The sequence below is a fragment of the Amaricoccus tamworthensis genome (genome assembly GCF_049800875.1).
Taxonomy (GTDB): domain Bacteria; phylum Pseudomonadota; class Alphaproteobacteria; order Rhodobacterales; family Rhodobacteraceae; genus Amaricoccus; species Amaricoccus tamworthensis.
The window spans coordinates 1-18,642 of sequence record NZ_JBNAFV010000031.1 but is presented as its reverse complement, the minus strand read 5'-3'; the positions used below and the strand labels follow the sequence as shown (position 1 = coordinate 18,642).

Genomic DNA, 18,642 nt, shown 5'->3' with positions numbered 1-18,642 from the left:
GAACGTCCGGCGGCCGAAGCGGGAACGCCTGACGCTCATCCGGATCTATGAGGAACTGCGTAACCGTGGCTATGGAGGCGGCTATGATGCGATACGCCGATATGCGGCGGGCTGGTCGAAGGCGACACGGGAAGCGTCGGCCAGTGCGTATGTTCCGCTGAGCTTCGATCCGGGCGAAGCCTACCAGTTCGATTGGAGCCATGAGATCGTGATCCTCGATGGCGTGACGGTGACGGTCAAGGTTGCCCATGTCCGCCTGTGCTACAGCAGGATGCCATATGTCCGGGCCTATCCCCGTGAAACCCAGGAGATGGTGTTCGACGCGCACGACAGGGCGTTCGCCTTCTTTGGCGGTGCCTGTGCGCGGGGCATCTACGACAATATGAAGACCGCCGTTGATGCGATCTTTGTCGGCAAGGACCGTGCCTATAACCGGCGTTTCCAGCAGATGTGCGGGCATTATCTGGTCGATCCGGTTGCCTGCACGCCTGCCTCGGGCTGGGAGAAGGGTCAGGTTGAGAACCAGGTCGGCGTGATCCGGCGGCGGTTCTTTGTGCCGCGCCCGAAGTTCAAATCCCATGCCGAGTTGAATGCCTGGCTGGAAGATCGTTGCGTGGCCCATGCCCGGGCGAACACGCATCCTGAGATGCGGGACAAAACGGTCTGGGAGGTGTTCGAAGAAGAGCGCCCGAGCCTCGTGCCCTATGTTGGCCCGTTCGATGGGTTCCACGCGGTTACGGCGTCTGTCTCCAAGACCTGCCTCGTGCGGTTTGACAAAAACAGATACTCGGTTGACGCCCGTGCCGTGGGGCGGCCGGTCGAGATCAGAGCCTACGCAGATCGGATGGAATGCTGGCAGGATGGCCGGATCGTCAGTCGCCATGCGCGTGCTTTCGGGCGCGACAACACCGTCTACGATCCCCTGCATTACATACCTGTTCTGGCCCGCAAGCCCGGCGCCCTTCGTAACGGTACGCCATTCAAGGAGTGGGACCTGCCGGTTGCGATCCGCCGGGTGCAGCGTAAGCTGGAACGCCAGCCCGGCGGCGACCGCCAGATGGTCGAGATCCTGAGCGCTGTGATGACGGATGGCATTGATGCTGTAGAAGCCGCCTGTACCGAGGCGCTGTCCCACAACGTCCATTCTGCGGGCGTCGTGCTGAACATCCTGGCCCGCCACCGGGAACCGCCGCCACCCCTGACAATCACCACACCGGACGCGCTGCGGCTGAACTGCGAACCCACGGCGAATTGCGACCGATATGACAGCTTGAGGAGACAGACAGATGGAACGCTCAGACGTGCTCGACGCGATGGGAAAGCTGAAGCTCTACGGGATGAGAGCCGCCTATGACGAGATTCTGACCACCGCCGTCAAACGCCAGCATGAGCCCCAGCAGATCATCGGCGAATTGCTGACGGCTGAGATCTCGGAGAAGCAGGCCCGCTCGATCAAATACCAGATGACCATCGCCAAACTGCCTCTGGCCAAGGAACTGGAAGAGTTCGACTTCGAAGCAGCCGAGGTCAACGAGACCCTGATCCGTGATCTGGCCGCCGGGGACTTCCTTGATCATCAGCGCAACCTGGTCCTGATCGGCGGCACCGGAACGGGCAAAACCCATCTCGCCGTCAGCATCGCCAGGGCTTGCATCCGGAACGGGCGGCGCGGGCGGTTCTTCAATGTCGTCGATCTGGTAAACAAGTTGGACGCCGAAGCCCGCGCCGAGCGTCAGGGACGAACCGCCGATTTGATATCGCGCTTGGATTTCCTGATCCTCGATGAACTCGGCTACCTCCCGTTCGCCCAGACCGGCGGCCAGCTCCTGTTCCACCTGATCAGCAGGCTCTACGAACGCACCTCGATAATCGTCACAACCAATCTGGCATTCGGTGAATGGCCAAGCGTCTTCGGCGACGCCAGGATGACAACCGCGCTGCTCGACCGGCTGACGCATCACTGCGAGATCGTCGAAACCGGCAACGAAAGCTGGCGCTTCAAAAACCGGGCATAATACCAGGCCGCCCCCACACTGGCCCGGCGCCGCTGCGGTAATCGGAGACTGCGCAGCACCGGGCCAGCTTAGCACCAGGGGGGTCAATTTTGGACGCCGATGAGGGGTTAAGATTGGATGCCGATTGACAGACTTGCGCGAGAAACTTACCGATTGGGATCCGAAGGCTACCACTTACAAGCCAGTAATTTACCTGTTCGCTGTTGCCGCCGCGACCGCGGTTGCACTGTCAATCGGCTTCCTCGGCACGATCACATGGCAGACTGTGGGCTGGTTCATTTCCGTCTCGATGATCCTGCTCGGCATGCAAAAGCTGCGGGATATCGAGAGCTTCACTACTATGTTCCTAAATTACGACGTCGTCGCGCGGAAATGGGTGCCGTATGCCTATATCTATCCGTGGGTGGAGACTGGGGCGGGCATTCTGATGACCGGCATGCTGCTGAAGTGGCTATCCGCGCCTGCTGCCTTAATCGTCTCGACCATCGGCGCATGGAGCGTGTTTAAAGCCGTCTATCTCGACAGGCGCGAACTTAAATGCGCCTGCGTCGGCGGAGGCTCCAACGTACCGCTCGGCTTTGTCAGTCTCACAGAGAATCTCGCCATGATGGGAATGTCGATCGTCATGCTCTTACAGATCGTTGTTTGATACGTGCCTTTTTCCGTAGCGAACTCTCGGGGAACCGCGGCGACAAGGTCGGTTCCCCCGGAACATTACCAGTTCACCCCAGTCCCGAGCTGTGGTTGCAGCGGAAGTCCGGTTCGGCGTGCTGTAGCGCAACATTCACTGATCTTGTTCAAAGGCCGCTAAGGGCCGGAAGTCAAGACTGGTGGTCCGGGCGGGAAGCGGACCTTGGCCATGGATGCGAACAGACTGTAAGTCCGGCCGGAAAGCAGACCTTCAAAGCGGGCATGGCGAAGGGCTCTGCTTACGGCAACGGCCCGACGCATCGCGCCGTGAACCTGTTCCTCTTCCCATTCTCCGTGTGAGGACATGTTACACATTCTCGGAGGTATAGATTTCAAAACCGAGGGCGACACGTTGTGTACCTGTGCCTGCCCCACTTTTTTTGGCGCGGATCATGGCGTCGATTGCGGCGCGGGCAAAGCGGTCCATCGGGTGGGAGATCACCATTTTCAGGGTGCCGTCGATGAGTGCGTCGCGGGTGGCGTCGAAGAGCTCATAGCCGACGGCGATGAAGTCCTTCCGCTTTGTCGCCTCACGCAGGGCCGCGAGGGCTCCGGTGATGCCGCCGCCGGACACGAACAGTCCACAGATTTCGGGGTGGTCGTGAAAAAGCTCCTCGACCATCTCCCGGGCGACGGCCGCGGATTCGTAGGTCGTTCGCGGCTCCAACAGGGTGAAGGCGGTGTTGTTCTCCCGAAAATACGACCGGAAACCGCTTTCGTTCATCTCCTGGTTCCGGTAGCGGTGGTTGCCGATCAAAATGCCGATCTCGCCGGGCTGCCGCACCATGCTGTCAAAGGCCCACGCCGCGGTACGCCCAACCATGTAGCTGTCCAACCCGACAAAGCCGACGTTCGACCGGGCATCGAGCGGCGCGATCAGCGCGGTGACCGGAACCCCGACCGCCGTGACGGTATCAATTGCATCGGCCAGCCTCGGGTGCTGGGCGGCCACCAGCGCAACCGCGTCGCAGGTCCGGCTCAGATTAATGAGGCGCGCGGCAACATTGTCGGGCGACAGATCATCGAGGTACTCAAGCCTCAAATCCACCGGAGCCTGAACATGACGTTTGGCTTCCTCTCTGAGAGCGCTGCCGAGCTTGCGATAGAACGCGCGGCCGCCCTGCTGTAGGAGAATGCCGAGCCTGTGCGTGTCCCGGCCTTTCCGGACCGAACGCTCCATCGTGCCCAGGCCGTAAAAACCGATCTCCTCCGCTGTCGCCAGCACATGCTCCCGCGTATGCCTACGCACCGATTCAGGTTGATTGAGGACACGATTGACCGTCGAGACTGAAACGTCCGCGGCCCTGGCCAGATCCGGGATTGTCACACGCTTCATGGCATTGCCTCAGTGTCATAATGAAATGCGGTGCCTCATTATGAGATGATATGGTGTCATTTTGAAGCGATATTTTTTCCCAGGATGAACCGTTCTTGATTGAATATCACGCCTGACCCCACAAAGCCCAAAATTGTGGACCGCAACGCGGCGGCTTTGGAGGTATACACCATGGATGATCTTCAATTCGGAACCCGGGACAAGCGGGGCAACTGGACGCCAAACCATCCGGCCGAGCCCGCGCCGCTGTGGCAACGTCCGTTTTCCATCCGCAAGGTGCTGGCCTGGATCCCGGAATATCTTTGGCCGTGGAACGCGTTTCACCTCGCGACCGCCCTCCTGTGGGTTCTGGTCCTGATCCCGAGCTGGGAAAGCCTCGCGACCCTGTCCCTTGGCAACTATCTCTACCTATACTTTCTGAACGCGGCCGGCATGATCCTGTTTCTGGGCGGTTTTGAGTTCTTTTTCTACGTCAAGCGCAAGCAGGAAAACCGCTTTAAGTACAATGCCAAATTCCCGGCGGATCACCCCTCGGACGTTTTCTGGTTCAAATCGCAGAACCTCGACAATTTCATCCGCTCGATCTTCGTCACCGTGCCACTCTGGACAGTGGTCGAGATCGTGATGCTTTGGGCCTATGCCAACTCCTGGGCCGTCTGGCTACCCTGGACGACGCACTGGCTGTGGCTCAGCATCGTCATCCTGCTCGCGCCAGCCGTGCATGAGGTCTATTTCTTCTGCCTGCATCGGGCTATCCACTGGCCGCCGCTCTACAAGCACATCCACTCCGTGCACCACAACTCGATCAACCCGAGCCCGTGGTCCTCCCTGTCGATGCATCCGGGTGAAGGCTTTCCCTACATGGCCGAAGCCTGGCTGCATCTGCTGATCCCGTCGAACCCGGTTTGTGCGTATTTCACGCTGCATTCGGTCGGATTCGGGGCGGTCAACGGACATCTCGGCTTTGAGAAGTTCGAACTCACCGAAAACGCCACGCTCGATAGCCACGCCTATGTCCACTACCTGCATCACAAATATTTCGAGGTGAACTACGGCGGCGATGGTCTGGTTCCGCTCGATAAGCTCTTTGGCACCTGGCATGACGGCTCAAAGGAATCCGATCAGCGGATGAAGGAACGGTTCCGCAAAAAGAAGGAACGCATGAAGGCAAAACAGGCGGTAACGCCCGCCGAATAAACCGGCGGCACCCAGCCAGACGAATTTCACAGCCAATAAAAGACCACATGATTCAAAAGGAGGAACAGCCATGGCCGACTGGATAGACGCCTGCGCCACGAACGACATCGAAGAGGAGGATGTGATCCGTTTCGATCATGGAGCGCGCACCTTCATCATCGTGCGCGACCACGAGGACAACTACTACTGCACTGACGGGCTTTGCACCCATGAGGAGGTCCATCTGTCCGACGGGTTGGTTGTTGAGGCCACGATCGAGTGCCCCAAGCATTCGTCCATTTTCGACGTCACCAATGGCGAGGTCGAAACGCCCCCGGCCTGCGAGAACCTGCACACCTACCCAACGAAGGTCGAAGGCGGCCGCGTCTTCGTGGAGCTTTGAGATGACGCCCTTCCTCCACCTTTCCACCACGCCCGGGGGGTGAAAGATGACCGGTATCGTTATCATCGGAGCTGGTGAAAGCGGCGTGCGCGCGGCGTTTGAACTGCGCCAGCTCGGCTACGGGGGCGAGGTGACGCTGATCGGTGAGGAGGCCTCGTTGCCCTACGAGCGGCCGCCGCTGTCGAAGGAAACAGGGGAGCCAAAACCAATCCGGCCCGCGTCCGCCTACGAGGAGGCCGGTATCACCTGCCGCTTTGGGATGGGGGTCTCCGGCATTCTCCCCGATCAGCACAGGGTTGTCCTGGAAACCGGAGGGGACCTGAGCTACGAGCGCCTTCTTATAGCCACTGGCGCAAGGGCGCGTGTTTTTCCCGGCATCGAGAAATGCCTGACACTCCGTACTGACAGGGATGCGAAGGCAATCCTTGCGGCAATCACACCGGGCGCACGGATCGGCATCATCGGCGGCGGCTTCATCGGCCTTGAACTCGCGTCCACCGCCCGCATGAGAGGCGCGGAAGTGACGGTGATCGAGGCCGGACCGCGCCTCCTGGGCCGCGCCGTGCCGGAAGAAATCGCCAGTGTCCTCACCGCCCGGCACGAGGCCGAAGGCGTCCAGATCAAGTGCGGTGCTTCTGTCGAATGCGCCGATGCACGGCACATCAGGCTCGCGGACGGGTTTGATACCACTTTTGACGTCGTGATCGCCGGGGTGGGAGCATCTCCCAACACGCAGCTTGCCGAACAGGCCGGGCTGACCGTGAACAATGGCATCGTCGTGGACAGCGCCTTTCGCACCTCCGATACTGATATTTATGCCGCCGGAGACTGCTGCAACTTCGAATGGCGCGGCGTGCGGGTCAGGCTGGAAAGCTGGCGGGCCGCTCAGGACCAGGGCGCCCATGCGGCCGCAGCCATACTTGGGGCGACGGACACCTACGGCCGCGTACCATGGTTCTGGTCCGACCAGTACGACCTGACACTTCAGCTGGCCGGGCTGTTCGACATGACCCGACCGGTCGTAAAACGCGAAACCGCGGACGACCAGCGCATCGTGTTTCAGTGCGACGGCACGGGCGGCCTGAGCGCCGTTGCCGGTATCGGCACCGGGAACAGCGTCGCGAAGGACATCCGCATATTTGAAAAACTTATTGAAAGGGGCGGTCCAGTTGAGCCTGAAATGCTCGCTGATCCCGCGCAAAACCTGAAACGACTGCTCCGGGCAGGCTGACCGAAAGGACAACCCATGTATCACAACCGCCCGCATGTTGAGGATATCCGCGCCATGAAAAGACGCGGCGAAAAGATATCGATGCTGTTCGTAACGACACCCGAAGAGGCCGCAGCGGCCGCAGTTGCGGGCATTCACATGCTGTCCATTGAGGGTCGGTTTTTTGATGCGGAAATGCGCGAGGCCGCGGGCGACTGCTTTGTCCAGGTCGGCCTGCCCTATGGTGGCTGGGGCTGCTTCGAAGGTCGGCCCATTGCCACTGCGGAGGACTACCTGCGCGCCGCTTTTCACTATGCGGGCTTTGGCGGGGACGCCTATTACTGCTCGGCATCCTACGACATTCAGAAGGTTCTTTGTGATAACCACCTTCCCGTGGTTGGACACATTGGACTTATCCCGAGCTACATCACCTGGACGGGCTGGCGCGCTGTCGGAAAAACGGCTGACGAGGCGGAGGCGTTATGGCGCCACACCCAAAAACTGGAGGAAATCGGCGTTTTGGGTGCGGAACTCGAGGTGGTGCCTGATCGGGTCGCGAAATTCCTGACAGAAAATTCGTCACTGGTCATGCTCGGCATGGGCGCGGGCAAACACGCTGACGCGCAATACCTCTTCACCGAGGATGTCTGCGGCTATGGCAAAAACCACAGACCAAGACACGGGAAAATGTACCGCAACTTGGCGCCCGAGTTTGAGCGCCTGCAGAACGAACGCATCGCGGCCTTTAAGGAATACCGGGCGGATGTGAACACGGGTGGCTACCCGGCTGCCGAACATACTGTCCCCATGGAGGATGCCGAGTTTGACAGTTTCATGCAGCGGGTGGCCAACTGATGCTGCGGGTCGGTGTAGTCGGCTACGGAACGGGTGGTCAGCATTTTCACACGCCGTTCATCGACGCGGCAAACGGCTGTAAACTCACGGGCATCGTGGCGCGGGCGGAGGCAACCGTCGCGAAAGTCAGGGCCGACTGGCCCCATGTTCCGGTCTTTCCGAGTCTGACCGCAATGATCGACGCGGGCGTCTGCGATGCCGTGACCATTACAACCCCGCCCCAGACCCGCCGGGTGCTGGTGCTCGAGGCCATTGAGGCGGGCCTGCATGTTATCGCCGACAAACCCTTCGGACCCAACCATGAGGGCGCGATGGAGCTTGATGCGGCAGCCAAAAAACGCAGCGTCACGCTCGGCGTCTATCAGAACCGCCGTTTTGATGCGGATCTCCAGACCCTGAAAAAGGTCATGGATGACGGCCGACTTGGACGGATCTCGCGCATTCATTCACGCATGGACCAGAACAGCCCCCAAACTGTCGAAGCTGGACCTTCCGGCGGGTTGTTGCGCGACCTTGGGTCACACGTGGTCGACCAGATGATTTACCTTCTCGGCCCTGTGACATCCGTTGATGCGCAGCTCGACATCGCGGATTTGCCCGCGGGGCCGACCGATGTCGGCTTTACCCTGACACTTCTGCATCAGGGCGGAGCCCGCAGCCACATCTCCGCCTCCAAACTCAACCACATCGACGCGCGTGAGCTGAGAGCCTATGGTGACAGGGGCTGCTACCTTTCCCAAACCACGGACGTCCAGGCTCAGGACATTTTCGCCGGCAAACGCCCGGCCGATGACCTTGCATCGTGGGGGTTTGAGCCACGGGCAAACTGGGGCACGCTGTTCACGGCGGCCGGACCCGTGACCGTCCCATCGGAACAGGGGCGTTACCACGATTTTTACGAGGCATTTGCGCTTTCCGTCGCAACCGGCACGCCGCCCCCCGTCACGGCAGAAACCGGCGCCCGGACCCTCGCCGTTCTCGACGCCGCCCGGCAAAGCGCGGATGAGCGGCAGAGGATCCTTCTTTAGGCCGCCCCACCATCCTCAGACGCTCTCCGGCGTGTAGATGTCAAACCCAAACGTCACCCGGTGCGCGCCCGCTTCCCGCCCACCGGTTTTAGCCTTCAGCATTGTCGTAACCGTCTCGCGCGCGAAGCGCTCCATCGGGTGAGAAATAATGAAGGACAACGTGCCGTCGATCAGAGCCGAACGGGTGTCGTCAAACAACTCATACCCCACCGCGACGAAGTCCGACCGCTTGGGCGTATTGCGCAGAGCCGCAATCGCACCCGTGATACCCCCGCCGGAAATATAGAGACCGCACATGTCCGGGTGTTCGGTCAGCATCTGTTCCACATGCTCGCGCGCTACGGCCGCGGATTCATAAGTGGTCATTGGCTCCATGATGGTAAAACCGCTGTTGTGCTCCCGAAAATACGAGCGGAAACCGCTCTCGTTCATCTCCTGGTTTCGCAGACGGTGACTTCCCACCAGGATGCCGATTTTGCCTGGCTCACGGACCATTTTGTCAAAGGCCCAGGCGGCCGTACGCCCCACCTTCCAGTTATCAAGGCCGACGAAGCTGATATTGCCCTGCGCCGTCAGCGGGCCAATGAGCGAGACCACGGGAACACCCCGGTCGAGAATGGTATCAATGGCATCGGCCACCAGTGGATGCTGGGGCGCAACAAGCGCCAGTGCCTCCACCCGCTCGCCGAGGGAGACAATATGGCTGGCCACCTTCTCCGGCGTCAGGTCCTCGAGAAACTCGACTGTCATTTCGATGTTTACGCCGTCCTGCTCCGCCGCGAACCGGCTGATGGCGTCACCGATGTTTTTGTAGAAAGTTCGCGCCCCACGCTGAAGCAGAACACCCAACCGGTGCGTGGTCTGGCTGGATTTCACGGCATGCGTGATGGTGCCCAGACCATAGAATCCAATTGCCTCAGCCGCATGCAAAACACGGTCCTTGGTGGGTTTGCGAACCTGACCCGGTTCATTCAGCACACGGTTCACCGTTGAGACGGAAACACCGGCAGCCTCGGCAAGATCAGGAATCGTTGGGCGTTTCATCTCATTTCATTTCATATTTAGCGCGTTTTGAAGTTTTTTGAAACGTAATCTATCTGAGTTCAAGAATATCATTGATACATAGCGTGTCAATGGCGCATCAGAAATGAGTTGATAGCGCTCACGGAAAGAATCGAGGCGTTAACGAATTCGGGGGGAAGCCCAATAAGGAGCTTCATCACAGTCCTGCAAAGTCAGGACCGTGGGGCGCGTGCCTTCTCCCTGGTTGACCGGCCGAATGGCCAAACACGATGTCGAGCCGCACTGATGCGGCCCAACCCAGGGAGGTAATCGACATGAACTTCGCCAAAACCGTCGCCGCAGCGGCTACTGCAACCCTTATGGCGTCCAGCGCCTACGCCCAGGACATTGCCGTGATCGGAGGTTCCGCCCAGGACGGTTTCTGGAACCTCATCAAAAAAGGCGTGGACGATGCCACCCTGGTTGTTGAGGCCAATGGCGGCAGCGTGAACTACCTGCTGACCCAGAACTACGACAACTTTGGTCCGGACCTTGTGACGCTTATCGAGCAGGCCGTAGCACAGGGCGTCGATGGTATCGCGATCCCGAACTGGCTGCCAGAGTCAGAAACCCCGGCCCTGATCGCGGCCCGCGACGCCGGTGTAGTCATCACCTCCTACAACGCCGGTCAGAGCGAAATGGAGAAGTATGACGCGTTGAACTACTTTGGGTCCGACGAGTACCTGGCCGGTGTTGCCGGCGGCAAATACATGGCCGAACAGGGCGCTACAAAAATCATGTGCCACATCCAGACACCAGGCGCACTCAACCTTGAGACCCGCTGTAAAGGTGTAAACGATGGCGGCACCGAAGCCGGTGCGGAAGTCTACATCCTGCGCGTTCCCGCCAACCTCGACCAGGACATGGTCGGCACCTCCGAGGCCATGAAAGCCGAGATGATCGCGGACGACTCTATCGACGCCGTGATCACGCTGGCTGCCTGGGCCTCCGACGCGGCCGCCTCAGCCATCGACCAGCTCGGCAAGGGCGACAGCGTGAAACTGGGTACCTTTGACATGTCCGCCTCCGTTCTGGAGCGCATCGAGGCCGGTACGCAGTCCATGGCAATCGACCAGCAGCCCTACCTCCAGGGATTCCTGGCAACGTCCATGCTGTTCGCGAACCTCAAGTTCGGCACCGAGCTCGCTACACAGCCGGTTCTGACCGGTCCAGCCATCGTTGACGCGAGCAACGTCGCAACCGCAATCGAAGGCGTCAAACTCGGCGCACGTTAATAACTTCGGCAAAAGGGTTCCGGCCAATGGTGGCCGGAACCCGACAGGCACCGGACTTCAGCACCGGGCCGTGCATCTGGGGAGCACTGACATGACTGACGCGACAACCACTGGGAGCTCAGAGGAGGCTTCATCAAAGGGCATTTCCCTTGCCGATCTGATGCGCAGCCCCGCAGCGGGAGCTTTCATGGGCTTTGCCGTTGTATTCGTTATTTTCGCAATTTTTGGCTTCGGCCGCAACTTTCTATCCCTGCCGGGCCTCACGACCTGGGTGAACTATGCCTCGCTCGTTGGAATGATCGCGATCCCGGTCGGGTTCCTGATGATCGCCGGTGAGTTGGACATCTCCACCGGAGCGGTTTTGCCCGCCTCAACCATGACCGTGGCGATCGTCTCGGGCCACTACGAGATGCCGGTTCTGGTCGGAATTCTGGCCGCACTGGGCGTGGGCGCATTCATCGGGTTCATCAACGGAACGATTGTGACCCGGACACAGGTGCCGTCCTTCATCGTGACACTCGCGACCCTGTTCGCGGTGGCGGGTCTGACCCTGTATCTGTCGATCGTGTTCATTAACAACACCAACTCCGCCTACCATGCACCGGACTGGGCAAAGTCCATCTTCGGAGGCAAGCTCTTTGGCTTCAACTCCTCCGTCTTCTGGTGGATTGCGGCGATTGGTATGTTCTACTACTTTCTGCACCTTTCACCGAAGGGCAGCTGGGTGTTCGCGCTCGGCGGCGATCAGGAAAGCGCACGTAACGCGGGTATTCCGGTTCGCCGCATGAAGACCGGTCTCTTCATGCTCTGCTCGACCTCCACGGCCTTCGCCGGTGTGCTCCAGGTGATAACCTTTAACTCCGCAACCAGCCAGGCGAATTTCGGTCTGATCTTCAACACCATCATATCGGTCGTCGTCGGCGGCGTGCTTTTGACCGGAGGATTTGGCACCGTGGTCGGGATCGTGTTCGGGGTGCTCACCCTTTCAATCGTGACGCAGGCCATCGGCTTTACCGAGATCGACCGCAACCTGTCATTCCTGATCATCGGTGTAATGCTTCTGATCGCAGTTCTCATGAACGACACCTTCCGAAACCTGGCGACCAGTTGGTCGACGTCCAAGAAGAAGTGAGGAGAGGAACCATGTCCGATAAAAAACCGGTACTTGAGCTTCGCAACGTCGACAAATCCTTCGGTCCGATCGATGTCCTGCATGAAATCAGCCTCAAGGTGGGCGAAGGAGAGGTTCTCTGCCTGCTTGGCGACAACGGCGCGGGCAAGTCGACCCTCATCAAGACACTGGCCGGGGTACATCAGCCCACACGCGGCGAGATCCTGATGGACGGCAAACCCACCGGCTTCTCCAACCCACGCGAAGCCCAGGAACGCGGCATCGCCACGGTCCACCAGTTCGGCGGCACCTATCCGCTGATGTCCGTGGGGCGGAATTTTTTCATGGGCGTTGAACCCACCAAGGGGGTCTGGCCGTTCAAGATCTTCGACCGGGAAACCGCCAACCGCATTTCCGTGGAGGAGGTCCAGAAAATGGGCATCACCCGGATCACGGATGGCGACCGTCTGGTTGGCGGCCTCTCGGGCGGTGAGCGGCAGTCCCTCGCGATTGCGCGGGCCGTGTATTTTGGCGCCCGGGTTCTCATCCTCGACGAGCCGACCGCCGCTCTGGGCGTGAAGCAGGCGGCGCATGTTCTGCGCATCGTCAACGAAGCCAAAAAGCGCGGGTTGGCGGTGATCTTCATAACCCACCAGGTCATGCACGCAATGGCGGTGGGCGACCACTTCGCGGTTCTGATCCGCGGCGCGATTGCGGCCGACTTCCGCAAGGGCGAGAAAACCCGCGAGGAAATCGCAGACCTGATGGCCGGAGGTGAATCCATGGCCGATCTCGAGGCGAATATCGAGGGTTACATGGAGACCCATGACGGGCATCCACCGCAACCGACCCACTAAAACCAGACGCCGAAGGCACCATCGTTCGGCAACCAATTCCAACGCAATCAGGCATCCTGGGCGGTCATGCGACCGCTCCGAACAGGGGAGGTATTTTCAATGACGCGACTGGCAGTTATCGGCGCAGGCATCATGGGTGAGGATCACGCGCGCATTGTGGCGGATGAGCTTCCCGGAGCGACGCTCCAGGTGATCTGTGACAGGGACGCGACGCGCGCCAAATCCGTTGCGGATGCCCTCTGCGCAGAGGATGTCTCAAACGATCCCGAAGCGACCATCCTCCGTAACGATGTGGACGCGGTAATAATCGCCTCGCCGGATTTCACTCATGCACCCCTTTCCATGGCCTGCATCGCCGCCGGCAAACCGGTCCTGTGCGAAAAACCCCTGTCCCAGTCACCGGAGGAATGCCTCAGCGTCATCAGGGCGGAACAGGCCGCCGGGACGCAGTATGTCATGCTCGGCTTCATGCGCCGCTACGACCGCTCCTATGCCGAGATGCGCCAGGCGCTGGTCGAGGGGCGACTGGGCCGCGCGCTGATGATGCACAACTTCCACCGCAATGTGGACACGCCCAACGCCGATTTCACCGGCGCGATGGCAATCACCAATTCCGCGCCGCATGAATTTGACGTGGTGCGTCACGTTTTGGGAACCGAATTCACCTCGATCTCCGCTTTTCAGCCCCGCCGCTCCGATCAGCGCGTCGCCCCGGTGGTAATGGTCCTGCAAACGGCCGACGACCAGCTCGTGACAATCGAAGTGAACAACAACGCGGCCTATGGTTACGACGTGCGCGCCGAACTCGTGGGCGAGGCGGGCTCCATCGCCATGAACAATGTAGCCTACACACGCACCGACACCGCATTCGCCTCATCCACCGGATACGATGCCGACTGGCGTGGCCGCTACCATGACGCCTACGTGCGCCAAAACCGCGACTTCCTGCGCTTCGCTCAAACAGGCCTGTTCCCCGACACCGCCTCCGACTGCTGGGACGGATACTGCGCCGCACTGGTCGCGGAAACGGGAGCCAAGTCGCTCTCCTCAGGCCAGCGCGAAGAGATCAACCTTACACACCGCCCGGAATTTTATTCCGCGCGCAAAGGAGTAGCCGCATGAAACTCGGCTTCGTTTCAGACAGTCTCGGCGGCATGAGCCTTGACGACATGCTTGACGACGCGGCGCGTATGGGCGTCTCCGGGATCGAGGTGAACACCTGCGGCTGGTCCACGGCACCGCATTTCGACCTGCAAACCATGCTCACCGATGCCACGGCCCGCACTACCTTCGCCAAATCTTTCGCGGAGCGCAACCTGGACATCATCAGCCTCAACGCCAACGGCAACCCGCTCCACCCCACCGACCCCGCTCAGGGCGAGGGGCTGAAAGACACCATCCGGGTTGCGGGCGAAATGGGCATCAAAACCGTCTGCACCATGTCCGGCCTTCCGGCCGGCAGCGCCAGCGACACCATTCCCAACTGGATCGTGTCTTCCTGGCCCCCAGAGACGCAGGAGATACTGCGCTACCAGTGGGACGAACAACTGATCCCGTTCTGGACGGACATTGCGGAGCTTGCCCGCGAAAACGGCGTGGAGCGCATCGCGCTCGAACTGCATGGCAACCAGTGCGTCTACAATGTGCCCTCCCTGCACAAACTGCGCGAGGCGGTCGGGCCCGTGATCGGGGCGAACCTCGACCCCTCGCACCTTTTCTGGATGGGAGCCGATCCTCTTGTCGCGGCCGAGGCGCTGGGGGATGCGATCTACCACGTCCACGCCAAGGACACGCTGCTGAACGCACCGGTCCAGGCCACCACGAGCCTCCTCGAAAACGGCTCGCTCATGGACATCCCGGCGCGCAGCTGGTCCTACATCACGCTGGGCTTCGGCCACGGAGAGGAATGGTGGCGCCAATTCTGCTATCGGCTCAAAATGGCGGGCTACGACGGTTGGCTGTCCATCGAGCATGAGGACGTTCTGCTGAACTCGCTTGAGGGCCTGGAAAAATCCGTCGCCCTGCTCCAGAGCGTCATGCCCGCCAAACCCGCAGATTTTAAACCGCAGGATATCTGACATGGCCTTCCAACTCGCGGCGTGCGCGGAGATGCTCTGGCAGGACAAACCGATTCACTGGCGCGCGGCGCGCCTGCACGAGATGGGATTTGGGGTCGGTCTCTGGAACTGGCCGGCCTGGGATCTGGACGCGCTTGAGGCGACCGGCGCGACCTTTACCATCATGAACGGTTACCTTGAGGGGCGGCTCGCCGATGAGGACGGAGCTGACATGCTGCTGAAATCGGCCCGCGAGGCGGCCCAGGTCGGCAAACGCCTTGGCGTGCATCGGCTCAACCTGCATGCCACCGGTCTGGGCGATCAGGGATTGCCGATCCAGCAACTGGAGCACGTCGCCCCCGGCATGTGGCTCAGGGCGCGCGATACCCTGAACCGCATCTGCGACATGGCCGAGCAGGAGGGAGTGACCTTTACACTGGAAAACCTCAACCTGCGGGAACACCCCGGCTGTCCGTTCAACTCCACATCGGATGTCCTGTCGCTCGTGGCCGCCGTCGACCGTCCGCACCTGCGCATCAACCTCGACCTCTACCACACCCAGATCGGTGAGGGCGACGTGATCCGCCACGCCGAAGCCTGCCTGCCCTGGATCGGTGAGGTGCAGGTGGCCGACAATCCCGGCCGTTGTGAGCCAGGCACCGGTGAGATCAACTGGCCCATGATCGCCCGGGCGCTGGCGGATATGGGCTATGACGGTCCGGTTGGTATGGAGGCCTTCGCCAAAGACAAACCGGAAGATGCCCTTGATGCCTTCCGCTCCGCATTCACACTGTAACCCACTTTCCTGAAAGATTCCTCGATGATTAAAGTCGGACTCCTTGGCGCTGGCCGCATTGCCGGTGTACACGCCACCGCCATCACCTCAAACCCGCACAGCACCCTGGCAGCGGTCTCGGACTACTTCCCCGAAAACGCCGAAAAACTGGCCGCCCAGTACGGCAGCACCGCCCGCACAACTGAGGACATCATTGCTGACGACAGCATCGACGCGGTCCTGATCGCGACCTCGACCGACACCCATTCCAACCTGATCGAGGCGGCAACGGCGGCGGGCAAGGCCGTACTCTGTGAAAAACCCGTGGACCTCAGCCTGGAGCGCGCCCGCGAATGCCAAAAGAAAGCCTCGGCCAATGGCAAACCGGTGATGATTGGCTTCAACCGCCGTTTCGACCCGAACTTCGCTGCCCTGAAAACCGCTCTGGACGCGGGCGAGGTCGGCAAGGCCGAGATGCTGGCAATCACCTCCTACGATCCCGCTCCGCCGCCGATTGCCTATATCAGGGTCTCCGGCGGTCTGTTCCGCGACATGATGATCCATGATTTTGACATGGCAAACTTCATCATGGGCGAGGCACCGGACACGGTCTCCGCCGTGGGCTCCTGCCTCGTGGATCCCGCAATTGGCGAGGCCGGTGACGTCGATACCGCCGCTGTCACCCTGACCTATGCCGACGGGCGCATCGCGACCATCCGCAACACGCGCCGCGCCGGTTACGGCGACCAGCGCGTCGAGCTTCAGGGCTCGGAGGGCATGCTCCAGGTCGGCAACCTCGTCGAGAACCTGATGGTCAAGTCCACCGCCGCGGGCGTCGTCAGCGCCAAACCCGTGCTGTTCTTCCTCGAACGCTACATGCCCGCCTATGCCGCCGAGTGGAACGCCTTTGTCGATGCGCTGAACTCGGACGGCGCCCTTCCCGTTACGCTTGACGATGGCGTTGCCGCACTGGCCATGGCGGAAGCCGCAACGCAGTCCGCCAAATCGGGCCAGCCGGTCAAACTCTCCGATGTCTGACCTCGACCTCATCACCATAGGCCGCGCCGGTGTGGACCTTTACGGGGCCCAGATCGGCGGTCGCCTGGAGGACATGGGCTCCTTCGACAAATACATCGGCGGCAGCCCCACCAACATGGCCTGCGGCACCGCCCGCCTCGGCATGCGCTCCGCCCTTCTCAGCCGCGTGGGTGATGAGCACATGGGCCGCTTCATCCTCGAGGAACTCGCCCGCCACGGCGTCGACACCCAGGGCGTGAAAACCGATCCCGACCGCCTGACCGCGCTCGTGATCCTCGGCATCCGCGACCAGGAGCGCTTTCCGCTGATCTTCTACCGCGAAAACTGTGCCGACATGGCGCTGTGTGAGGATGACGTGGACGAGGACTTCATCGCCTCCGCCCGTGCGGTCGTCGCCACCGGCACCCATCTCAGCCACCCGCGCACCGAGGCCGCGGTGCTGAAGGCCCTGCACCTCGCCCGCAAACACGGCTGCCAGACCGCGCTCGACATCGACTACCGCCCCAACCTCTGGGGCGTTGCAGGCCACGGCGACGGCGAGAGCCGCTTTGTCGAGAGCGGGGCCGTCACCGCCAAGCTGCAAAGCCACCTGCAACTCTTCGACCTCATCGTCGGCACCGAGGAGGAATTCCACATCGCGGGCGGCTCCACCGACACACTGGAGGCCCTCCGCGCCGTCCGCGCCGTGTCCAATGCAACGCTGGTCTGCAAACGCGGCCCCATGGGCGCCGTCGCCATCACCGGCGACATCCCCGCCAGCCTCGACGATGGCGAGGCCGGTCCCGGCTTCCCCATCGAGGTCTTCAACGTCCTGGGCGCCGGCGACGGCTTCATGTCCGGCCTCCTCAAAGGCTGGCTCGACGGAGAAAACTGGCCCACCGCACTCAAATACGCCAACGCCTGTGGCGCCTTCGCCGTTAGCCGCCACGGCTGCACGCCGGCCTACCCAAGCTGGGACGAGCTTCAGTATTTCTTCGACCGCGGCATCCAGCGCCCCGACCTGCGCCACGACGCGGAACTGGAACAGGTCCACTGGGCCACGAACCGCCACCACGAACATGGCGGCGACTTCTCCACCGTGCGCACCTTCGCCTTCGACCACCGCCTCCAGTTCGAGGAAATGCCCGGCTACACCCCGGAAAAGGGCGCGGCCTTCAAGGAGCTCTGCCTCGACGCGGCACTGGGCGTGGCCGACGGCCAACCCGGCTACGGCATCCTCTGCGACAGCCGCATCGGCCGCAGCGCCCTGCACCGGGCCAGCGGCACCGGTCTCTGGATCGGCCGCCCGACCGAATGGCCCGGTTCCCGCCCGCTGACCCTCGAGCCCGAACTCGGCCCGGACTGCGGCAAACTGGGCGAATGGGCCCGCGAAAACGTCGTGAAGGTGCTGGTCTTCTGCCACCCCGATGACAGCGCGGAGATCTGGGACGACCATATCGCCACCGTCACCCGCCTTTTCACCGCGGCGCGCCGCAACCGGCTGGAATTCCTGCTGGAGGTGATCCCGTCAAAAGTCGGCCCGGTCGACGACGACACCACACCCAAAGTCATCCAGCGCTTCTACGACGCGGGCGTCTACCCAGACTGGTGGAAACTCGAACCCTTCAAAACCGACGGCGCCTGGGAAAAGGCCGTCGAGGCCATCGAGCGCAATGACCCCCGTACGCGCGGCATCGTCATCCTGGGCCTTGACGCCCCGGAAGCCGAACTTGCCGCCAGCTTTGAGCTTGCGGCCCGCCAGCCGCTCGTGAAAGGCTTCGCCGTAGGCCGCACGATTTTCGGCGACCCGGCCCG

Annotated in this window: 18 protein-coding genes; 16 read left to right on the top strand and 2 right to left on the bottom strand. The window is 61.3% G+C overall.

Annotated elements, in window-relative coordinates; translation table 11 throughout:
* From istA to ACP15P_RS22735, 3 genes are all read left to right on the top strand, one after another.
* Positions 1-1,354: IS21 family transposase (istA, locus tag ACP15P_RS22745; protein WP_424930639.1), on the top strand; the 1,354-nt coding region annotated here is incomplete at its 5' end.
* The gene (istB, locus tag ACP15P_RS22740) at positions 1,287-2,015 is read left to right on the top strand and encodes an IS21-like element helper ATPase IstB (protein ID WP_424929791.1); all 729 of its coding nucleotides are present in this window, start codon (positions 1,287-1,289) and stop codon (positions 2,013-2,015) included. The genes istA and istB, both read left to right, overlap by 68 nt.
* A gap of 124 nt (positions 2,016-2,139) precedes the next feature.
* Positions 2,140-2,664, top strand: coding sequence for a MauE/DoxX family redox-associated membrane protein (locus tag ACP15P_RS22735; protein ID WP_424930736.1), 525 nt, complete (start codon positions 2,140-2,142; stop codon positions 2,662-2,664).
* Positions 2,665-3,012: 348 nt separating this feature from the next.
* Here ACP15P_RS22735 and ACP15P_RS22730 read toward each other — a convergent pair whose 3' ends face one another.
* Positions 3,013-4,041: a LacI family DNA-binding transcriptional regulator gene (locus tag ACP15P_RS22730; RefSeq protein WP_424930735.1), complete on the bottom strand. Its 1,029-nt coding sequence runs from the start codon at positions 4,039-4,041 to the stop codon at positions 3,013-3,015.
* 171 nt (positions 4,042-4,212) lie between these two features.
* On the opposite strand from ACP15P_RS22730, the gene ACP15P_RS22725 reads away from it, so the two are divergent.
* The 5 genes from ACP15P_RS22725 to ACP15P_RS22705 all read left to right on the top strand — a co-directional run bounded on the left by ACP15P_RS22725 (position 4,213) and on the right by ACP15P_RS22705 (position 8,713).
* Positions 4,213-5,238, top strand: a complete 1,026-nt coding sequence (locus ACP15P_RS22725) for a sterol desaturase family protein (protein ID WP_424930734.1) — start codon at positions 4,213-4,215, stop codon at positions 5,236-5,238.
* A 70-nt stretch (positions 5,239-5,308) separates the two neighbouring features.
* Positions 5,309-5,620 (top strand): MocE family 2Fe-2S type ferredoxin, encoded by a 312-nt coding sequence (locus tag ACP15P_RS22720; RefSeq protein WP_424930733.1) that lies wholly within the window; start codon positions 5,309-5,311, stop codon positions 5,618-5,620.
* 46 nt (positions 5,621-5,666) lie between these two features.
* Positions 5,667-6,851, top strand: a complete 1,185-nt coding sequence (locus ACP15P_RS22715; RefSeq protein WP_424930732.1) for an NAD(P)/FAD-dependent oxidoreductase — start codon at positions 5,667-5,669, stop codon at positions 6,849-6,851.
* 15 nt (positions 6,852-6,866) lie between these two features.
* Positions 6,867-7,685: a 3-methyl-2-oxobutanoate hydroxymethyltransferase gene (locus tag ACP15P_RS22710; protein ID WP_424930731.1), complete on the top strand. Its 819-nt coding sequence runs from the start codon at positions 6,867-6,869 to the stop codon at positions 7,683-7,685.
* Positions 7,685-8,713, top strand: coding sequence for a Gfo/Idh/MocA family protein (locus tag ACP15P_RS22705; RefSeq protein WP_424930730.1), 1,029 nt, complete (start codon positions 7,685-7,687; stop codon positions 8,711-8,713). The genes ACP15P_RS22710 and ACP15P_RS22705 overlap by 1 nt, the downstream gene beginning before the upstream one ends.
* A gap of 15 nt (positions 8,714-8,728) precedes the next feature.
* Here the strand turns inward: ACP15P_RS22705 and ACP15P_RS22700 are convergent, their stop codons facing one another.
* Positions 8,729-9,757 (bottom strand): LacI family DNA-binding transcriptional regulator, encoded by a 1,029-nt coding sequence (locus ACP15P_RS22700; RefSeq protein WP_424930729.1) that lies wholly within the window; start codon positions 9,755-9,757, stop codon positions 8,729-8,731.
* Between the two features lie 293 nt (positions 9,758-10,050).
* Here ACP15P_RS22700 and ACP15P_RS22695 point away from each other — a divergent pair, with 293 nt between their 5' ends.
* The 8 genes from ACP15P_RS22695 to ACP15P_RS22660 all read left to right on the top strand — a co-directional run.
* Entirely contained in the window at positions 10,051-11,010 is a 960-nt protein-coding gene (locus ACP15P_RS22695; protein WP_424930728.1) for a substrate-binding domain-containing protein, read from the top strand.
* Positions 11,011-11,101: 91 nt separating this feature from the next.
* The gene (locus ACP15P_RS22690) at positions 11,102-12,142 is read left to right on the top strand and encodes an ABC transporter permease (RefSeq protein WP_424930727.1); all 1,041 of its coding nucleotides are present in this window, start codon (positions 11,102-11,104) and stop codon (positions 12,140-12,142) included.
* Positions 12,143-12,153: 11 nt separating this feature from the next.
* The gene (locus ACP15P_RS22685) at positions 12,154-12,978 is read left to right on the top strand and encodes an ATP-binding cassette domain-containing protein (protein WP_424930726.1); all 825 of its coding nucleotides are present in this window, start codon (positions 12,154-12,156) and stop codon (positions 12,976-12,978) included.
* 99 nt (positions 12,979-13,077) lie between these two features.
* Positions 13,078-14,100 carry a Gfo/Idh/MocA family oxidoreductase gene (locus ACP15P_RS22680; protein ID WP_424930725.1) on the top strand — a complete coding sequence of 341 codons (1,023 nt, stop codon included), beginning with the start codon at positions 13,078-13,080 and terminating at the stop codon, positions 14,098-14,100.
* Positions 14,097-15,056 carry a sugar phosphate isomerase/epimerase family protein gene (locus tag ACP15P_RS22675; RefSeq protein ID WP_424930724.1) on the top strand — a complete coding sequence of 320 codons (960 nt, stop codon included), beginning with the start codon at positions 14,097-14,099 and terminating at the stop codon, positions 15,054-15,056. The genes ACP15P_RS22680 and ACP15P_RS22675 overlap by 4 nt, the downstream gene beginning before the upstream one ends.
* Before the next feature lies 1 nt (position 15,057).
* Positions 15,058-15,831 carry a TIM barrel protein gene (locus ACP15P_RS22670; RefSeq protein WP_424930723.1) on the top strand — a complete coding sequence of 258 codons (774 nt, stop codon included), beginning with the start codon at positions 15,058-15,060 and terminating at the stop codon, positions 15,829-15,831.
* Positions 15,832-15,855: 24 nt separating this feature from the next.
* Positions 15,856-16,848: an inositol 2-dehydrogenase gene (gene iolG, locus ACP15P_RS22665; protein ID WP_424930722.1), complete on the top strand. Its 993-nt coding sequence runs from the start codon at positions 15,856-15,858 to the stop codon at positions 16,846-16,848.
* Positions 16,841-18,642, top strand: a 1,802-nt coding sequence (locus tag ACP15P_RS22660; protein WP_424930721.1) for a bifunctional 5-dehydro-2-deoxygluconokinase/5-dehydro-2-deoxyphosphogluconate aldolase, incomplete at its 3' end; no start/stop codon positions are given. The genes iolG and ACP15P_RS22660, both read left to right, overlap by 8 nt.

Excerpts from the sequence above, each read along its gene's own strand:
- istB (WP_424929791.1), top strand. The coding sequence starts at position 1,287 with ATGGAACGCTCAGACGTGCTCGACGCGATGGGAAAGCTGAAGCTCTAC.
- ACP15P_RS22730 (WP_424930735.1), bottom strand. The coding sequence starts at position 4,041 with ATGAAGCGTGTGACAATCCCGGATCTGGCCAGGGCCGCGGACGTTTCA.
- ACP15P_RS22725 (WP_424930734.1), top strand. The coding sequence starts at position 4,213 with ATGGATGATCTTCAATTCGGAACCCGGGACAAGCGGGGCAACTGGACG.
- ACP15P_RS22720 (WP_424930733.1), top strand. The coding sequence starts at position 5,309 with ATGGCCGACTGGATAGACGCCTGCGCCACGAACGACATCGAAGAGGAG.
- ACP15P_RS22715 (WP_424930732.1), top strand. The coding sequence starts at position 5,667 with ATGACCGGTATCGTTATCATCGGAGCTGGTGAAAGCGGCGTGCGCGCG.
- ACP15P_RS22710 (WP_424930731.1), top strand. The coding sequence starts at position 6,867 with ATGTATCACAACCGCCCGCATGTTGAGGATATCCGCGCCATGAAAAGA.
- ACP15P_RS22705 (WP_424930730.1), top strand. The coding sequence starts at position 7,685 with ATGCTGCGGGTCGGTGTAGTCGGCTACGGAACGGGTGGTCAGCATTTT.
- ACP15P_RS22700 (WP_424930729.1), bottom strand. The coding sequence starts at position 9,757 with ATGAAACGCCCAACGATTCCTGATCTTGCCGAGGCTGCCGGTGTTTCC.
- ACP15P_RS22695 (WP_424930728.1), top strand. The coding sequence starts at position 10,051 with ATGAACTTCGCCAAAACCGTCGCCGCAGCGGCTACTGCAACCCTTATG.
- ACP15P_RS22690 (WP_424930727.1), top strand. The coding sequence starts at position 11,102 with ATGACTGACGCGACAACCACTGGGAGCTCAGAGGAGGCTTCATCAAAG.
- ACP15P_RS22685 (WP_424930726.1), top strand. The coding sequence starts at position 12,154 with ATGTCCGATAAAAAACCGGTACTTGAGCTTCGCAACGTCGACAAATCC.
- ACP15P_RS22680 (WP_424930725.1), top strand. The coding sequence starts at position 13,078 with ATGACGCGACTGGCAGTTATCGGCGCAGGCATCATGGGTGAGGATCAC.
- ACP15P_RS22675 (WP_424930724.1), top strand. The coding sequence starts at position 14,097 with ATGAAACTCGGCTTCGTTTCAGACAGTCTCGGCGGCATGAGCCTTGAC.
- ACP15P_RS22670 (WP_424930723.1), top strand. The coding sequence starts at position 15,058 with ATGGCCTTCCAACTCGCGGCGTGCGCGGAGATGCTCTGGCAGGACAAA.
- iolG (WP_424930722.1), top strand. The coding sequence starts at position 15,856 with ATGATTAAAGTCGGACTCCTTGGCGCTGGCCGCATTGCCGGTGTACAC.